General features: G+C 53.5%; 9 protein-coding genes. 7 read left to right on the forward strand and 2 right to left on the reverse strand.

The genetic code is table 11. The features are described 5' to 3' along the window. Positions 1 to 379: 379 nt before the first annotated feature. The 5 genes from LOC67_RS10740 to LOC67_RS10760 all read left to right on the forward strand — a co-directional run bounded on the left by LOC67_RS10740 (position 380) and on the right by LOC67_RS10760 (position 11,143). Positions 380 to 3,835 carry an AAA domain-containing protein gene (locus tag LOC67_RS10740; protein WP_230262574.1) on the forward strand — a complete coding sequence of 1,152 codons (3,456 nt, stop codon included), beginning with the start codon at positions 380 to 382 and terminating at the stop codon, positions 3,833 to 3,835. A 136-nt stretch (positions 3,836 to 3,971) separates the two neighbouring features. Then, on the forward strand, positions 3,972 to 5,186 hold the full coding sequence (locus tag LOC67_RS10745; RefSeq protein ID WP_230262575.1) for a hypothetical protein: 1,215 nt from the start codon (positions 3,972 to 3,974) through the stop codon (positions 5,184 to 5,186). Further along, complete coding sequence (locus LOC67_RS10750) at positions 5,183 to 7,381, forward strand: AAA family ATPase (protein WP_230262576.1); 2,199 nt, start codon at positions 5,183 to 5,185, stop codon at positions 7,379 to 7,381. Before LOC67_RS10745 ends, LOC67_RS10750 begins: the two co-directional genes overlap by 4 nt. A gap of 1 nt (position 7,382) precedes the next feature. Next, positions 7,383 to 8,669, forward strand: coding sequence for a DUF2357 domain-containing protein (locus tag LOC67_RS10755; protein WP_230262577.1), 1,287 nt, complete (start codon positions 7,383 to 7,385; stop codon positions 8,667 to 8,669). A gap of 233 nt (positions 8,670 to 8,902) precedes the next feature. Next, complete coding sequence (locus LOC67_RS10760) at positions 8,903 to 11,143, forward strand: hypothetical protein (RefSeq protein ID WP_230262578.1); 2,241 nt, start codon at positions 8,903 to 8,905, stop codon at positions 11,141 to 11,143. Positions 11,144 to 11,353: 210 nt separating this feature from the next. On the opposite strand, the gene LOC67_RS10765 is transcribed toward LOC67_RS10760, so the two are convergent. Both LOC67_RS10765 and LOC67_RS10770 read right to left on the reverse strand, forming a co-directional pair. After that, positions 11,354 to 13,555, reverse strand: coding sequence for a DUF262 domain-containing protein (locus LOC67_RS10765; protein WP_230262579.1), 2,202 nt, complete (start codon positions 13,553 to 13,555; stop codon positions 11,354 to 11,356). A 181-nt stretch (positions 13,556 to 13,736) separates the two neighbouring features. Next, positions 13,737 to 14,036 carry a transposase gene (locus tag LOC67_RS10770; protein ID WP_230262580.1) on the reverse strand — a complete coding sequence of 100 codons (300 nt, stop codon included), beginning with the start codon at positions 14,034 to 14,036 and terminating at the stop codon, positions 13,737 to 13,739. 203 nt (positions 14,037 to 14,239) lie between these two features. On the opposite strand from LOC67_RS10770, the gene hsdR reads away from it, so the two are divergent. Further along, on the forward strand, positions 14,240 to 16,600 hold the full coding sequence (gene hsdR / locus LOC67_RS10775) for an EcoAI/FtnUII family type I restriction enzme subunit R (protein ID WP_230262581.1): 2,361 nt from the start codon (positions 14,240 to 14,242) through the stop codon (positions 16,598 to 16,600). Between the two features lie 3 nt (positions 16,601 to 16,603). After that, positions 16,604 to 17,734 carry a hypothetical protein gene (locus LOC67_RS10780; protein WP_230262582.1) on the forward strand — a complete coding sequence of 377 codons (1,131 nt, stop codon included), beginning with the start codon at positions 16,604 to 16,606 and terminating at the stop codon, positions 17,732 to 17,734. The last annotated feature ends 15 nt before the right edge of the window (positions 17,735 to 17,749 follow it).

Raw genomic sequence — 17,749 nt, forward strand, 5'->3', positions numbered from 1 at the left:
CCGCCCAGCTATTCCGACCCCGATAACCTCCCGCCGGGTCACCCAGGGGAATACTACCCCGACATGCCGTCATTGCCCGCCATTCAGCCGACGGACTTTGGACGCGATTCGTCTTCGAATTAATCGCGAAAGTTATCGACGGAATCGCGTCGTCACGTAATTCCAGCAATTCAAGACGCCCGTGGTGGAGCAATCTACCGCGGGCGTCTTTGCTGCGCTCACAGTACGGAGTTGGCTGCCGCACCTCATGGATGTTCGTTAAAATGCTTGCGGAGGAAATTTTACATTAATTGAGGCTTGTGGACGGACAGTGGCAAGAAGCAGCCTATCGGTGGACGAGCAGCAACTTTTGCGGAGGCTGAGCGGACGTTCTATTGGAATGACGACTCGTGAACTGGCGCGATCACTGAAGACTCGCCCAAGTGAAGTCAATCAGTGTTTGTTGAAGCTTCAAGGTGATGGGCAGGTCACATTTCGCGGAGGTAAATGGTCGGTTATCCATTCGCGTGCGGACTTGGGCAGCAACCTTTCAGCAAATCCGACCGCCACAACTTCGTCGCCGTCGCGGACCAATTCTCGACAGTCACCGAATCAGAACGGTCGCCCTCAATCTTCACACGACCCTACGAGCCGATCTTCGACTCGGACGAAGATGGTTTCCCGCCATCTCGATCGTCGGGGCTCACGCTGGTCGACCTTTCGGCGACTGTGCGACTACTATGCAGAGTGCGTGCGTTTAGATCAGCGGTCTTCGATCACGGCGACAGCGGCCGACGAATTTGAGACCATCGTTTGCATGGATGGTGCGTTGCCTAACTCTTCGCAGTTGCAGATTCGCACACGGGAGTCGTGGCACAAATGGATTCGGAAACTGACTGAGGATGACTACCTGTTTGTTGGGTATCCGCTGCAGCGATACCGGTGGCGGGACGCGCAGAAAGGCGAGGACGTCGATTTTGTCTCACCTGTTTTTGTCCTTCCGTGCCGAACCAACCTGCAGGGCACTGATCTTCACTTGGAATCAGTTGGTCCTGTTCGCATCAATGAGGGCTGGCTTGAACGTCGTCTCAAGAATGTCGACGAGCGTCGTACTTTCCTGGAGCTCTGTGGTGTCGACTCCGTAAGTGACGATGGAATCAACTCGACGGCATGGAGTGAATGTGCGAGGTTGTTGAATCACTTTTATCCAGACTGGCAGGTTGAGGCGCTCGACCCTGGTCGCGTGCGGTCATCACCTGGATTGGCCAGCCTGCGAAAAGATGGCATTTACAACCGAGCTGGTTTGATCATCCCGAAAAAGTGGAAGTTCACAGGAGGCCTATACAAGGAACTTCTGAAGCTAGCGAACGAGACGCCGGACGAGCAACTAGATCAAAGCGCGTTACGGCATTTCTTTCCACACGATGGCACAGAAAGTCGTCGAGACTTTCGCCCGGCAACGGATAGCGAAGATCCAAAACTCCCAGCTAATTCTGCCTCAAATGACGTTAGGCCGCCGGATGTCATCGGTGCTCAGGTATTGACGTTGAATCACGAACAAATGGCAGCTTCGCGAGCCGCAGCCGAGCAAAATCTTTCCATTGTCGTTGGACCGCCCGGAACCGGAAAGTCGCGAGTCGTTGCTGCCGTTCTTGCTCAGCAAGCACTATTGGACCGCAGCGCGCTTGCAGCCAGCCGCAACCATCAAGCACTCGAAGCGGTTGTACCCCGCGTCAACGCAATCACCGAACCTTGGCCTATCATGCTTCGTCTTGCTCGGCCGTGGGGGGCACCCGCCGACATGTCAATGCAGGCAGCGATTGGGCAATTGGTTTCAAGCGATTTGGTTGGAGACCGAGAGCATCTCGAAAATGTACGCCAAGCACTGGCGAGGAGAATTGACGATCATGAGAAAACGGCTGAGGTGGTTTCGCAAGTGGGGGAAATCCGTGAGGCACTCCGCAAGCGATCGTTCGATCTCGACGAATTGGTGCGTTTGGTGCCCAAAGAGTATCGTGACCTCGCGACTCGCGGCCACGAACAGTTACCTAACGAGATAGAGATCAACGCTGCGATTGGAATACTGGCCGATCCGAAACCGTTTCGATGGTCGTTGACCTGGTTGTGGCAGCGACTGTTTCAGAAGAAGCGATTGCGACAAGGACTAAGTCGCGCGATTGCGATCGACGGCAAGATGAAACAAGTGTTCGATCGATCGAGAAAACTCCCAGCTATGGGGCACAATGCGACTCCGGAAACAATCACCTTCAGCCGGAAGGTGCTGGAATTTTGGAAGCCGATCGTGCAAACGAACGAAGCAGCATTTTTGGCAAGTGAATTGCGAAGGCAGCTTGATGCACTCCCTCCCACGGATAAAGCATGTCGTGCTGCCCATAAGACTGCTGAAGAAGTCGCCAAACTTTCAGCTGAGTCGTTTCTGGAACTGGCACGACAAAGCGGTGCTGAAATCTCCGACGAAGAGCGATGTCTACTTGCAAACATATTGGCGACGATTGAGAATCGAAGCGGATTGGACTCCGAGGCCGATCATCGACGCTGGTCGGAAGCGATGCGGAAAGCGTTTCCAATTTTCTTAAAACATTTTCCGTTGGCGGCGACAACCAATCTTTCTATTCGCCGAGACATCAACCTCGAACCAGCCGTATTCGACTTATTGGTGATCGACGAAGCTTCGCAGTGTGACATCGCTTCAGTGATTCCGCTTATGTTTCGCGCCAAGCGAGCCATGATCGTTGGCGATCCGATGCAGCTCTCGCATGTGACAAGCCTTTCGTCGGCGACTGACCGCCATCTGCGTCGACAATTTGGTGTCGATGACATTGAGTTGGAACGATTTAGCTATCGAACCTCATCTATGTTTCACTTCGCCAATACGTCGCCAAGCGTTGGATCGCGAGTGTCACTGCGACAGCATCACCGGTGTCATCCTTCGATCGCCGCCTATTGCAGCGAGACGTTCTACAAAGGTTCTTGGACGGTCTTGACGGAAGACACGGGCAAACAAGGAATTCAATGGACAGACGTTCCCGACGACAGCCAGCCTGCCCCGGGCGGCGGCGCTCTGAGCCAACAACAGATCTCGCATATTTGTGACGAATTGAAACGTTTGCACGAGGACGGATACAAGGGTTCGCTGGGTGTTGTTACCCCGTTTCGCCAACAAGCCAACCGACTCCGAGACGCCATTTACCAGTCCTTGCCCCAAGAATTCATTGTGACGGCTCGGTTACTGGTCGACACGGCCGATGGGTTTCAAGGCGACGAACGTGACATTGTTCTGTTTAGCTTGGTTGGCGGAGAGACGCTGACAGATGGTTCGCTTCGCTTTTTATCGGGCGGTCCAAACCGATTCAACGTTGCTGCCAGTCGTGCGAAACAGCTGCTGCACGTTTTCGGCGATTCGACTTGGGCACGTAATTGCAACATCCGCCACATCCGCACGCTCGCTGAGTTTTGTGATCGCGAACTGGCCGAAAGATCCAAGGCAGCCCAATCAGGCTTTCGCGCCGACTTGGTCGGCCCGGTGTGGGAGCCGGCGCTGGCAGAAGCGATGACGAAGGCCGGGTTGCAGTTTCACCAGCAGTATCCAGCGTGCGGTAGGTTCCTTGATTTCGCTTTGTTCAGCGATGAGATGAAGCTGGATGTCGAGGTCGACGGTGAGACCTATCACCGCAGCGGCAGCGGTGATCGCGTTTCGGACGACATTCGTCGGGATCAGGCGTTGATCGCAAGCGGATGGACGATCCTTCGATTCTGGGTGTATGAACTCCGCGAAGACATGGGACGATGCGTTGAAAAGATCAAGCAAACCATTGGGAGAAATGATTCTCTATGAGTTTCATGTGAGTCTGCGGCTTAGGTCGATGACCGGAGACTATGCTGCCTCATCCGGGCAACTACAATAGTGGTCCCAGGGCAGCTATTTACAGCTGAAACCGGAGTTTCCATGCATTATTCGCCGTCTCACCTTCATGACCGCCTATCCCGAGCCACCACAGCCGCCAGATTATCCATCTACCGGTCAAGCGCATGCGCCAGTAGAGCCAAATCTGTCGGACGACGTTCGCCCCGAACTTCCTTCAATCGCTTGGCCATGGTTGATCGGTATTGCGGCAGTTATAGCATTGTCATTGCAAACGTGGTCGCTGCTCGGGCTTCTGAATGCCGGACGACAGGAATCTGATTTTCAAGCGAGGGTGGCCGCATGGGAATCCGCGAACAAGAATCGTCAAGAAGCTATTGATACCTGGAATAGCATCGAACAACAGGCCAGCAAGAACATCGATCAGCTACGCGAGCAAGCCGCGCTGCTTCAAGGAACGATCGACTCGCTTCAAAAGCAGCGTGATCAGTTGGTCGAGACCGCAACTTCACAAAGCGAAACTCTTTCCTCGCTCCAGCAAACTCGCGAGTCACTACAGAGTGAAATCGATACGACGAACGCAAAGTTGGAAGAGGTGAACAAACAAAAGCAGGCGGCCGAGCTAGCGGTGTCGGCATCCGATGCAGAACGTGCGCAGGCCGAGACACTGAATGCACAGCTGATCGAACGAGGTAAGAAGATCAAAGCGGCGCTCGCCAAGCTTGAATTGGAATCTGCTGAGACCGAAGCGAAGGTGGAGACACAAAAAGAGCTTCTTAGCAAGAGTGAAGCAGAGCTTGCTGCGATGGAAGCGCGGGTCGCACAGTTCGATGAATTCCTGCAAAAAAAGTTGGCCAGTGTTGCCGAATACAGAATGCAGCAGGAGAAGTCTGCCGAGGCCGCCAAGAATCTGGAAACGACTAGCGAAGAGCTGCGTCGCCAAACTGTTGCCGTAGCCAAAGCCACCAATGAGCTAGTAGCGCTCAGAAAGCAGGTAGATGAAGAGACGACGACTCGAGACAAAACGATGTCGGAATTGGCGGGGATGAAGAACGACCTCGAGATGGCAGAGGCGAAACTTGCCGAGCTGCGAAAGAAAGAACAGCAGCTCGCCGACCAGATGGCAAAGATGACTACGACGCTTAATACTGCCGCGACAGATGCTTCGAAATCACTCTCCGAAATCTCCGCAACGGCTGCTTCGACGATCCAGGAAATGGCAGCGAAAGCAGCGGAAGTTCGCAAAGCCGTCAGCGAGATTCGAGTGCCAGATGTGCAGCCAACCGCATCACCGCCCGAAGAAACCGGTGATGAGCAGCCATGAGCGATCCAAATTTCTGGTCGATTATCTCAGTCGCTCTTGCATTAGCCGTGACGCTGATCGGTGCCTTGTTGGCACTTCTGGCATACGGGCATCATCGCCGTCAAGCGATCCGATTTTGGGAACGTGAACAGCGTTTACCCGACGCGACTCGACTGGCCAATCTGCAAGTTCAGATCGAAGAGCTGCGAGAGGAGTACGACACTCTGAAAGACAACGTATTCGACGCACAGCAAACGATCGAAGCGGCAGAAAACCAACGTCAATGGATGGAAGACGCGAAGGAAGAAATTGCAAGGCTTGAGGAAGACAAGCTAGAAGTTGCACGCATTCAAAACGAACTCGAAACGGCCCAATCACAACTTGCGAGCCTAAACGAACAGAAATCAGGCTTAGACGGGGAGATCGCTGATCGAAAATCTCAACTCGAAGAGCTGGATGAAAGGCAACGCACGCTTGCACTTGACTTGCAGGATCTTCAGCGTGAACTCGAACGCGCCGCGGCACTTCGGGAAGAGATCACACAACTAGAGGATCGCAAGAAAGCGGCACAGGAACAGGCAGAGCAACTTGAAGAAGCTGCCGCTCAGTTAAGGCGAAAGCTAGAAGTTCAAATCGAGCAGCAAAAGCGGGCTGCGAGGGAAGAGGCGGACCGTTTCGAGCAAGCTGCGGCACAAGCGAGGCGGAAGCTCGAAGACGAACTGGAACAACAAAAGCGAGCAGCGAAGGAAGAAGTAGATTCGCTCGATCGTGAACTGAACGATCTGAAGCGACGTCGCGAAGAATCCGAGGCAGCTGCAAGCAAGTTGCAAGAATCCCTTGATCGATTGAAGAACGAAAGGACGGACTTGGAAAAAGAACGCCGCAAACTCGCGAGCGAAGTTGCTCAACTCGAGTCGAAGTCGAACGCACTGAGTGCTCAGATTCCGACGTTGGAAACCATGTTCGACAATCTTTCATCGGCAGTGGCGCAACATGATGGGCCCACCAAGCCAGAGGAAAACGAAATTTGGCAGCCCGTGTTGCCAGTTCTCGAATCGACGCTACAGAAGTCCCGTAGCGAACAGGAATGCCTGGAAGACCTGGCTGGCAGCCTTGTGTCGTTTGGATTGAAATTCGATCGCCGCACTCTTTACGCTTTCCATACCTCACTCAAGACGACTGACAGCTCACCACTGGTGACGCTCGCCGGTGTTAGCGGCACGGGCAAGAGCGAATTACCAAGACGCTACGCAGAAGCAACTGGCATTAATTTTCTCAATGTGGCTGTCCAACCTCGTTGGGACAGTCCGCAGGATTTGTTTGGGTTCTACGATTACCTCGAAAGACGTTTTCGCCCCACCGATCTCACACGGGCACTGATTCAGATGGATCCGATCGGGGCGGAGAACGACCGCGGTTGGAATCCACCACAGGGTTACGAACAGCAGCGATTGCCCAATCAATTGCTGCTGGTGTTGCTCGACGAGATGAACCTTGCCCGCATTGAGTACTACTTCAGCGAGTTTTTGAGTCGCTTGGAGACTCGACGAAGCATCGACCCCAAGAACTCTCAGAGACGAAAACTCGCAGAGATTCCGTTGGACGTCGGCGGGCGAAGAAGTGGCCAGCCGCCCATGCAGCTATTTGTCGACAAGAATGTTTTATTCGTCGGAACGATGAACGAGGATGAAACGACTCAGGCACTGTCCGACAAGGTGATTGACCGAGCCAACGTGCTCCGATTTGGCAGCCCAAATTCCATTGTGCCAGTTCCGGCGTCACAGCGAAACGGACGCCTCTCAGGAAGCCGCCCTCGATTGACCCGCGATACGTGGGAAGGCTGGTGCAAAACCTCGGAAGCTCTTACTGAAGTTGAGCGTGGGACTCTTTTGGATTGGATCGGTGAACTACGAGGATCGATGGATCAAGTCAATCGGCCTTTTGCCTATCGTGTCGCACACTCGATGCTTGAATACGCCGCAAATTACCCGGACGTCGAACGGCATTTAGACTTCGTCATTGCTGATCAAATCGAACAGAAGATACTGCCGAAGTTGATGGGGTTGAATCCTCAAGACCCTAGCGTGCAACGAGCCTTCGGGACAATCGATCGAATTCTTGAGAAGGTTGATGATGATGCCTTGAAGACCAAGATTGAGATTTGTCGCAAAGACGATTATTTCCAATGGACCGGCATCGATCGCACCGAGGTCTAGCGTGACAGAATCGACGATTGATTCGGCAGATGTCGCACCGGAGGAGTCTCCGGTTCTGGATGCATTGGAACAATTCGCACAATTTGCCGACGAAATCTACGATGCACCGCATCCTCGATCCATCTATTGGGAGGGAAACCCAAACCGCATCGCAATCCGAAGTGTCGGCCGCGTTCTGAGCAAGTGGCGACATGCGGTTAAGCCCAACCGGCCGCCGAGTGCGTTGATTGTACGGCTAGCAAGGCGCTTACCCAGCGTGCTCGCCGATGTCGCAGGCCATCCCAAACGAATCCTGCAGCGACGGCGTGCGATGCAGCCGATCAATCGCCTCCGTGAACTCGATTCAAGCTGCGTCCGTTGGTTGACGCGTCAACCGGGCAACACGCTCGCAGAGAAGTCGGGTCACCGACGTACCGTGCTCGCGGTCCAACGCTACGAGAGCGTTGATACATTGGAAAACCGTGTCGTTCGTGATTTATTGAAAAGGTGCGTTTCCCTTGCAAATGATTACCTGCGACAACATCAGGCCAGCTATCCGACCCATGAGTGGATCCGCATGACCGCGGATTTCTTTAAGCTCTGCCGACGTTTGGAATCGTTACCCTGGCTCCAAGAGGTTTCTAGCCTGCCGAGCCTTCCAAAACCGAATTACGTGCTGCTGCACGAGTCTCGGTACAAAAAGATCTGGCATTCGTACATGGAAGTTATTCGTCAGCAGCGTCGTCGTCAACAACTTTGGACATGGCGATATCGGGCGTTTGCAGACATGGCAACAATTGCTTGGTTGAGCACCGCTAGCCGTTGTCTTAACGACCGGCAGGCAAAAAAAACGGCTCACCGCTTTGATTTGCGAATTCGTGAAACACCTCTTCGCGGTTCATTCTTTGACTGGGGCGCACGACCTCCGATTTGGAACACGGGCAGCGACTCATTCTTTTACATCGGTCCTATGGAGTCCGCCGGCGATGTGATGCGAGTCATGGGAAGCTGTGGCATCGAAATTGATGAAGGGAACTTCGGGGCAATGGTCGATCATCCACAGCAAGATGTGTTCATCGCATCGTGGAATCGGGACCAATACGAAGCGGTCACCTTGAGGGTTGCCTTTGCAGAACGTCCAGTGCGAATGCGTGCAACTGAAGACGTTCCTGATGGGGAAACGGAAGCCGTACTTACGCTCATCGACCTTGTGACCGGGAAGGAACTTGACACGCACACAGTTCCATTAACTTTGATTGAAAACTCCAGTTCTCTCGACCCGCTTCACCAGAAATGGTGCCTATTGTGAACTCGCCGGCACCAGACAAACATGCGTGGGGAATCAGCCTGGGATCCATGCACTGGGCCGCCCATGCCGTTCCATTTGAACGCGGACAGAACACGATTGAGAAACGACAGAACGGGAAGAACGTTCCGGCCTCGGTTTTGCTGAGCCGAATGGTTGGCGAGCCGCTCAGGCTGGACTATTGGTCGCCACCTCACCCTCGAGGAACCGCCGCACTCTGGCCACCCGAAGCATTCGTGAGCTCAGAAACTGGCAGTGGTCGCTTCCCAGTCGCCGCCGCATGGACCGGCCGAGCTGACGACGGGAATGAACGTTGGAGATGGGCGATTGATGACGAGGATCATGAACTGAGTTCGCTTGACGCAATTTCGAGCGGTGCATCTCAACTTGCTAAGATTCATGGCAAAAACGCACCATCAGCGATTGTTATTCCTAATGACTTTCGGCAGCGGGAGCAGCAAAAACTGCTTGACGCATGTTCCGCGGCAAGGGTTAATGCATCGTTGCTTTGGCTTCCTGTCGCAGCCGCGCTCGCTTGGCTTGAGCAACTTCGGGACACATTGAAGCCGCCGCAAAGCGATTCCGATGATCCTCTGACTTTACCAATCGTTCACGCCGATTGGGGGCAGGTCCGGTGCTCGACTCTTCAACTGGTTCCAACAAAAGCGTCAGATGGATTTCGATGGATTCCGGCTCGCAGACGCCCCATCGTCAGCGATTGGCACACTCCTGGTTTTGGCTGGACGGAAGCCGCCGCATGTGACCATGTCAATTCGCAAACCATTTGGAAGCAGCGATTCGCTTCATCTATGCTGGCTCATGAATCCGATTCTTCGATATCCGAATCAAACCTGCTGGAGCAAATCGCAGGTTGGTCAGTAGAGCAAAAGAGCCGTTGGCAGGTTGATCTTTCACTTGCCGATCACCTATCGACAATTCCTTCTTCGGCAACCATCATCTTCGTTGGGGATTTTGCCAATCAGGTAGCCAGCGGCGAACAAGTCCGGCGGCGAACAGCGGCGGGCCAGAATCCTCCATTTATAGCCGATGGAGTCACCGGTGAGAGCCTTCTCGCTCGTGGCGCAGCAGTCTTTGCGCGTGATCGGGTTGAGGACCGCATCAGTTACCTCGACACGCTTCCCGATCTTGAGCTATTCGTCGATCGCAATCATCAATACGACTGGCTTAGTCTGCTTGGCGACATGGATCAGTTTGTCCCAGGCGGAGAAGAGTGGAACCTGCCTCGACCGATCGATGGGCTCGCGCTGCGTCGCGGTGCAACAAGCATCAAACTAGTGGTCGCCCATGACGAGTACGACGGCGTGCGAGAATTGCAGGTTCGACTGGATCATCCCGCAGAGTTGGATCTTGCGGCTCGTCTTCATGTGTCTGCTACGCCTGCGCAAGGAAATGCCAAGCTTCGTTTGTTGACCGAAGCATACGGAACGGTGCCAGCCAGAAGTATTCAGGCAAACTGGGACCGCATGTCACATCTGCTGGACGATGAAGGGGTACCGATCGGAAAAGAAGCCTATGCAAAAAGCCGACCTCGAGCTTTCCCGAACCTTCGTCCACGACCAGCGGAAATCGGAAGGTGGAAGGCGTTTCGAAGTCGAGCAAAGCAGTTTCTTGGAGACGTTCATGGTCCGGATGGCGTCAATTCCAAATACGCGTCGCTAAGCAGATTGCTCGACACAGCGCGAGTCGCGTCAGGAACCTCTGCGGTCAGTTCCGATGGGCATGTTCCTCCGGGAGAAGATCAATCGATCGTAGACGAGTTGACGAAGCTAATCTTGGCCTACGTTTCGGTGACTCCATCCGCAATTCACAAGAGGACACACGATGAGGCGGTCAAGCTTCTTGGATTTATGTCAGCGGACTGTGTCGGTATGGATGCTTGGATTCGTCGTGAGATCACTCAAACATCCAAGACAGGCGAGACCACGTGTATCATCGCAGGGAATTGCATTCGCAATCCGAAGACCGCATCCATTTTCGTTAGGAAGCTTTTAGCTGAAATACCTACCGGAAACAAAAAACGGCTTTTGAATTATCAAATGCAGGCACTGGGACGGCTGCTAAGTCAACGGCAAGATGCCATGAGTGAGTTACGAAGCCAAGATGCCACATTGCTCGTTCAGGAATGTATCAACGTTTTTGATGATGAAATCAAGAAAGACAATTTGGCATGGCTGTTCGAGCATAGCGGGTTAGTTGTCGTTTACGCGCTTCGATACCGTATCTATGAACAGGACTTTCTCGATCCTGACTCGGCACTGGCACTGCGTGCGAAAAAGACTTTCGCAGTTGCCATCGAAAAATTGATGGAACGCCGCGATCGCCGGTGGCGATACGGACAGAGCGGTAACTTCGTCAGTCAAGCACGTGCGAAACGACTTTTAGCAGCGCTAAAGCAGCTAATCGATTACATCGACAAACGTGGTGAAGGCGATATATTGATTGCACTCGACGAGTGAACGGAGTAACAATATCGATCACCACTGCCAACGCTGGAGGAGATTGCATTTCACCTGAGCGAAAATAATGCCGCCAGGCGAGCAACCGTCCAAATGCTCCTTCAATGCCCTTTTGTCGTCATGCTACGATTCCGAATAGGATCGCGTTGCGATTGTATCAGGACACAATTGGCTTCCCGAGTGAATGAAAGCCAGCGGCACCGTTTCTCGCTATGCATCGTCGTCGTTGTCATCATCCGGGTCGGCCGAGATGGACTCGAGATAGTCGATCCGCACATCTTTAAGCGACCGCTTCTTGTCGGTATCCACAAGGAAGAAATACCAGCCGTTGACAGCTTTCAGGCCGGTAATTGCCTTCCCTGCGTTCGATGGGCTGGCGAAAAACTGCCCGTTCCATTCAATCCGCCCGTCCGACAACAGTACGGCAACTTCATCGCGAAACTTCTTGCGTCTCGGTGTCAACTTCATCCCGGCTTGGAGGAATTCAGCGCTCAGCAGGTCGCTCAAATCAACGCGATGCCTCGGGCGCACCGCCTCGGTTGCGAACCCAGACTTATAGCCATCAGGAGTCGGCCAGATTTCGGTGATGAGTGACGCAATTTGTTCGCTTCGTGAGCGAATCTTCGCCTCCGTCCATTCAGTCTTCGACTCCTTTAGCAGCTCGCGATTCATGACCAAGACGTCGTGGCCTTCAAGCCCTTGCCGCTTACCGTTGTCACCAGCCCAAGGGCCATTGGAGACCTTTGAATTCAATCGCGAGGTGAGCAGCGTCAAATTACCGAGCGTGCGGATTAATGCCTCTCGCTCACCTTCACTTCTGGGCCCTGCGGGTAGCGGCCAGTTTGCGGCCCACTTGTGTGGCATGATGTGCTCGATAGCCAACTTTCCTCTTGGGACACGTTCACCGCCTAATCCGGTCTGCGCACCATGCCAGCCTCGAAGTCGATCTTCAACAGCTTCTAAGACCATTCTTAGCCGGCCACGCCCCAATCGTCGGTAGGCTGGTAAGACCTTTAGCTGCTCCTTAACTTCTTGGTCATCCGGCCAGTAACGGCTATTGCTTTTTTGGTCGAGTAGGAACGCTTCGATTGCGTCACCAGCCTTCGAGCGATCGCAGCCTTGTAGATGCCGAACGAGTTCTGACACGAGCTGGTTGTAATTCTTGGTCGTGGCCCGTAGCAGCATTCGGCGGACCATCCAACTTTCGATCACAGAAAGTGCCTTATCCAGCTGATTGTCGGGAATTGTATCCTTTTCGGGATCCAACAAAACAAGTACCAAGGGTTTGATGACCTCGCTCTCCATCGCCCCTGTGCGATATGCGAATAAGCCGATCCGATTCACCGTACCAGACTGATTTGCTCCCGCTTCAATGAAGTTGCGATAGATTTTTGCGGTAGCCGTCAGACGTGAAAGCAAGCTTTCCATGGTCTGATCAGACTCATCGACAAATCTTTTGAAACGCGTGAAAACTTCACGTGCAACTACCTCTTCCCCAGTTTGGGCGATCAGCCAGTGATTAAGAAAGATCGACGACCGGGAGTAGCGGGTACGGCCAACGCTCAGCTCCGCTTCCCAGAACGACCGCTCGAAATCTCGCCAATACTTCCGGTATGCAACCTCGACATCAGCACCGGCCTCTAGCAGTCGCTGAAAGATGAAGTTCTTGATCAAATCGGCGGCTGTTAGCTGAGCGCCGCGAGCGTTGAGCGTCTCAAATATCTCTTGCGCATTCTCGTCCGCCCCCAAATCAATCACGACCAGTTGCAGCAAGTCACGCACTGCGGTTTCTATCGCTGCAGCCCGCTTCGCTACAGCATTATCCCCATTTTCTCGCAACCACGCAGCCGCCGACTCTGCAAAGTAGCGGTGAGCTTGCGTCATTCTCTGGTCCCTGAAACCAACGCCGTCGTAATCGACCGGCACAGGTGCCGACATTACAGCGTTGAACGCAGGTCGATCACGGTTGGTAGGCCATACCTTGAACTGGTCTTCTGGATTGGTCCGAAACGGCTCCGCGTTTGTGATCAAGGGCTCCAATCGCATCGCCGGCGCGGTTGCATCAGCACCGACCAATTCGGCATGCAGGGCATCGAACAGCAACTGCAACGTAGTCAGTCGCTGCTGCCCGTCGATGATGGTCCGTTCCTGCATGGTGCCAGCCGGATTCGGCACTTGCTGCAGCACCACAGCGCCTAGAAAGTGTGGGTAATGCTTGCCCGCTGGATCTTGAAGTACGCGATCGGCCATGCGGATCACGTCCAACCAAAGCGGCTCCCACTGGTTCTCTTCGTTCCAAACGTAAGGACGCTGAAACAACGGCACCACCAATCGCTGAGGATGCATGAAGATCAATTGCGGTGCTCGCTTGCGGTTCACAATGAATCCTTGGTCCTCCAGGAAATCGACCATCTGCCGTGAACCGCGAGCCGGATGCCTGAGGTGTTATTCATCCATTAGTCTCATGAATTGAAGATTCTCCTCGGTCTCCGGTTGGGGTTCGTAGTAGATGCTGCTCCTGTGGATTCCCAGTAAGTGACATTGCTCACGGACACTCAAATCAGGGTTCTCGAAATCGATCCACTCCCTGGCTTCAGTCACCGTTTTGGGCCACTTTTTTTTTGAGCCATTCCAACTGAACTTTCAAACGGCCGATCTGTTCGTACAGCTCGGCGGCGTCAGGCTCGTTGGACGTCTCCTTGGTGGGCTTGGTTCGTCCGTCCTCAAAGATGTCCTCGACACCTTCAAGCAACTGCTTCTTCCAAAGGTTGATCTGAGTCGCATGCAGCTTATGCTTTTGAGCGATTTCTGAAATCGTCTTGACCTCCCTCACTGCCTCCAAGGCTACTTTTGCCTTGAAAGGCGGAGAGAACGATCGGCGTTTCCTTGCCATGATTTTCCTCGGTAAATGAAATCTCGGATTGATCCTAGTTTTACCGATCAAAACACAAATTTTCTATCTTAAGTCGTGGTCCAAATATTGGGGTCCACTTCAACCAGTCTCCTCGTTGTGCCCTACACTGGAGCAGCGTATCATGTTTGCTGTTCACTGCACAGCCACGGCGATGTTTCTCTTAAAGCTTGGCAACTCCAACAATGGCCAACGAAGCCGATACCTGCCGGAAGTATGTCGTCCCGCGCCTTCAGGATGCGGGCTGGGAGGAAGAACCGCACCGCATCAACGAACAGGTCACTTTTACGGACGGCCGGATCATTGTCACGGGCAGGCGAGCCAAACGTCGCCCCGGAAAGCGGGCCGACTATATCCTTCGCCACCGCCCCGACTTCCCGATCGCTGTCGTCGAAGCGAAGGGTTCGTACGCAACGCCGAGCGACGGATTGCAACAAGCCAAAGATTACGCCGAGATCCTTGGCCTAATGTTCGCTTACTCGACCAACGGTCACGGGATTGTCGAGTTTGACTACACGACCGGCATCGAATCCGAACTGACTGCGTTTCCAACCCCAGACGAGCTATGGCGACGACTAACGGATGCAGAATCTATTACCGAGACGGCCGCTGAATCCGTTCTCGCGCCGGCCTATCACTTGAGCGGATTTTCGCCGCGTTACTACCAAGAGATCGCGATCAACCGCGCTGTAGGTGCGATCGCCGGCGGCACGCCGAGAAGTTTACTGACGATGGCCACTGGAACCGGCAAGACCGTCGTTGCCTTTCAGATTTGCTGGAAATTGTGGTCGTCGCGTTGGAATCGAACTGGCAGCCATCGCAAGCCGCGTATCTTGTATCTCGCTGATCGGAACATTTTGGTCGACGATCCGATGGCCAAGACGTTCGCGCCCTTTGGTGACGCTCGCTACAAGATCACTGGCGGCAAAATTGTCCAAAGCCGCGAGATGTACTTTGCGATCTACCAATCCATCGCCGAAGACGCCAACCGCCCAGGGCTCTACAAAGAGTTCGAGCGTGACTTTTTCGATTTGATACTGATCGACGAGTGCCATCGAGGTAGCGCTCGCAATGATAGCAGTTGGCGAGAGATCCTCGAATACTTCTCGCCAGCAATTCAAGTCGGCCTCACCGCCACGCCACGCCGCGAAGACAATGCGGACAGCTATGACTACTTCGGCGATCCGATCTACATCTATAGCCTGCGGCAAGGAATCGCCGACGGTTTCCTTGCGCCGTATCGCGTCCACCGGATCGTCACGACTTGGGACGCGGTTGGATGGCGACCCAGCGCGGGTGAACTCGATCGGTTCGGTCGCGAGATTCCTGACGAAGAGTATCAAACCACGGATTTTGAACGGGTCGTCTCGCTACGTGCGAGGACCGACGCCGTCGCCAAGCACCTGACGGAGTACTTGAAGAAGACCGACCGCTACGGCAAGACGATCGTTTTTTGTGTAGACCAAGAACACGCCGACGAAATGCGTCGCGCCCTCAACAATTTGAACGCGGACTTGGTTCGCGATATCCCCGACTATGTTTGTCGCGTTACCTCAGACGAAAAAGAGATCGGCCGCGGACACCTGAGCAACTTTCAAGATCTAGAACGACGTACCCCAGTCATCCTGACGACGTCGCAACTGCTAACCACCGGTGTCGACGCCCCCACCGTTCAGAACATCGTTCTAGTGCGAATCATCAACTCGATGACCGAGTTCAAGCAGATCATCGGTCGCGGGACTCGGGTACGTGACGACTACGGAAAACTGTTCTTCAGCATCCTCGATTACACCGGGTCAGCAACTCGATTGTTCGCAGACACGGACTTTGATGGCGATCCGACCATCGAAACCGAACAGACGATCAACGACGAAGGCGAAACAGTTGTCGATGAAGTCATCACGGTTCAAGAGGAAGAGGAAGGCTACGAGGTCACCACCGAACTAGCGCCAGATGAACCTGACGAGCCCAGGCGAAAATTCTACTTCGATGGTGGCCAAGTCGAGATCGCCGCGCATCTAGTCTACGAACTTGATCCTGACGGAACGCAACTTCGCGTCGTCCAGTTCACCGATTACACCGCTGATAAGGTGCGGACGCTGTATCGCAACGCTGCCGAGTTGCGAGGCGAGTGGGCAGATCCGCAAAAGCGCAGCGACATCATTGAGAAACTGGAAGATCGCGGCATCGACTTCGACCAGTTAGCCGAATCGGCGAATCAACCTGACGCCGACCCACTCGATCTGATCTGCCACCTAGCGTTCAACGCACCGTTAAGGACACGCCGTGAACGTGCTCAGCGACTGCGAAGCGATCGCAGCGACTTCTTCGAGCAGTTCGGCCCCGAGGCACGAAGCATCCTCAATGAGTTACTCGATAAGTACACCGAACACGGCACCGCTCAGTTCGTTATCCCAGACGTGCTAGAGGTTCCTCCGATCAGCGAATACGGCAACGTGATCGAGATCGCCAAGCGGTTTGGCGGCGTGGAAGAACTCCGCAAAGCAATCATCCAACTTCAAACGCTGCTTTATGCAGCAGCTTGACCAATGCACCTAGACAAACTCCTTCAGCATGAGCATGTAAATCTTCCTACAGACTGGAAAAAGTCCCATGACTTCGAGGGTTTCCTTACCGTTCTGTTCCAGAACTACCTTTCAGCTATCAACGATCTAGCTCCATGTCCAGTGAAAGAGTTGGTAGCGAAGAATGCGACTCGAATCGAAAATCTCGCGGACTCGATCAAGCAGACCGTTGCACTATTTTTCGACGGGCATCCACAGGATGCGTACTCTAGGTTCGAGGAAGCGATTAAAGCAGTTCTCCCAGAATTGAATTCGATCGCGTTAAAGAACATCTCTGCAACCGATCTAGGGTTCACATACAGAGTCCGCGTATCTGACACACCCTTGGATGATCCGAAGGCTTTGTTCCATATACCTTTTGAACTGCGGTCGAAGGTAGGAACTCAACGCTACAGTATTCCAGGCCTGCCGTGTCTATACCTGGGAGGTTCGCTGTATACCTGCTGGGAAGAGATGGGGCGTCCACCTTTACACAAACTTTATTGCTCTGCTTTTTGGCTGGCTTGCGATCGCCCCGTAAAAATACTGAATCTCTCAAACCGCCCTGCTCGACTAGCTTTATATACAAACCAAGAAACCGATCTACGAGATAGTGACCCAGGATTTGAATTCATCGTTCCAAGTTTGATTCTTTGGCCGCTGATTGCAGCTTGCTCAATTCGCGTAAAAGATCGAGGCGGTCCGTTCAAGCCTGAATACATAGTTCCTCAGTTGCTACTCCAGTGGATCACCAAGAACGAGGGGTTCGATGGAGTTTGCTACTTTTCAACACACGTTTCACCGGTTTTCAAGACAGACGCGCGACCAGCGTGCAACTTTGTTTTTCCTGCTCAAGTGAAGGCAAGCAACGGGATGTGCGAGTTTCTTCGGTCGAGTTTTAGAATGACCAAGCCATATGGATGGGAGTTTCTTGACTCGTTCAATTTCCGGGTTGGTCCTGGTGGTCACCTTGTGCCCACCGTAGAAGCAGAGTTCATCGAAGGTTCTGTCGAACCTTACTACAATTCAAAATTTGGAATGATTGAAACAAAGCTGAATCAGATTGCCGATCGAATTTTGATCGCTGAAGGCTATTACAAGACTGACGCCACCTAACGGTAGGATTACGAG

Source organism: Stieleria sp. JC731 (genome assembly GCF_020966635.1).
Lineage (GTDB): Bacteria > Planctomycetota > Planctomycetia > Pirellulales > Pirellulaceae > Stieleria.

Coding starts and splice junctions, on each gene's coding strand:
- LOC67_RS10740 (WP_230262574.1), top strand. CDS start 380: ATGACGACTCGTGAACTGGCGCGATCACTGAAGACTCGCCCAAGTGAA.
- LOC67_RS10745 (WP_230262575.1), top strand. CDS start 3,972: ATGACCGCCTATCCCGAGCCACCACAGCCGCCAGATTATCCATCTACC.
- LOC67_RS10750 (WP_230262576.1), top strand. CDS start 5,183: ATGAGCGATCCAAATTTCTGGTCGATTATCTCAGTCGCTCTTGCATTA.
- LOC67_RS10765 (WP_230262579.1), bottom strand. CDS start 13,555: ATGGTCGATTTCCTGGAGGACCAAGGATTCATTGTGAACCGCAAGCGA.
- LOC67_RS10770 (WP_230262580.1), bottom strand. CDS start 14,036: ATGGCAAGGAAACGCCGATCGTTCTCTCCGCCTTTCAAGGCAAAAGTA.
- hsdR (WP_230262581.1), top strand. CDS start 14,240: ATGGCCAACGAAGCCGATACCTGCCGGAAGTATGTCGTCCCGCGCCTT.
- LOC67_RS10780 (WP_230262582.1), top strand. CDS start 16,604: ATGCACCTAGACAAACTCCTTCAGCATGAGCATGTAAATCTTCCTACA.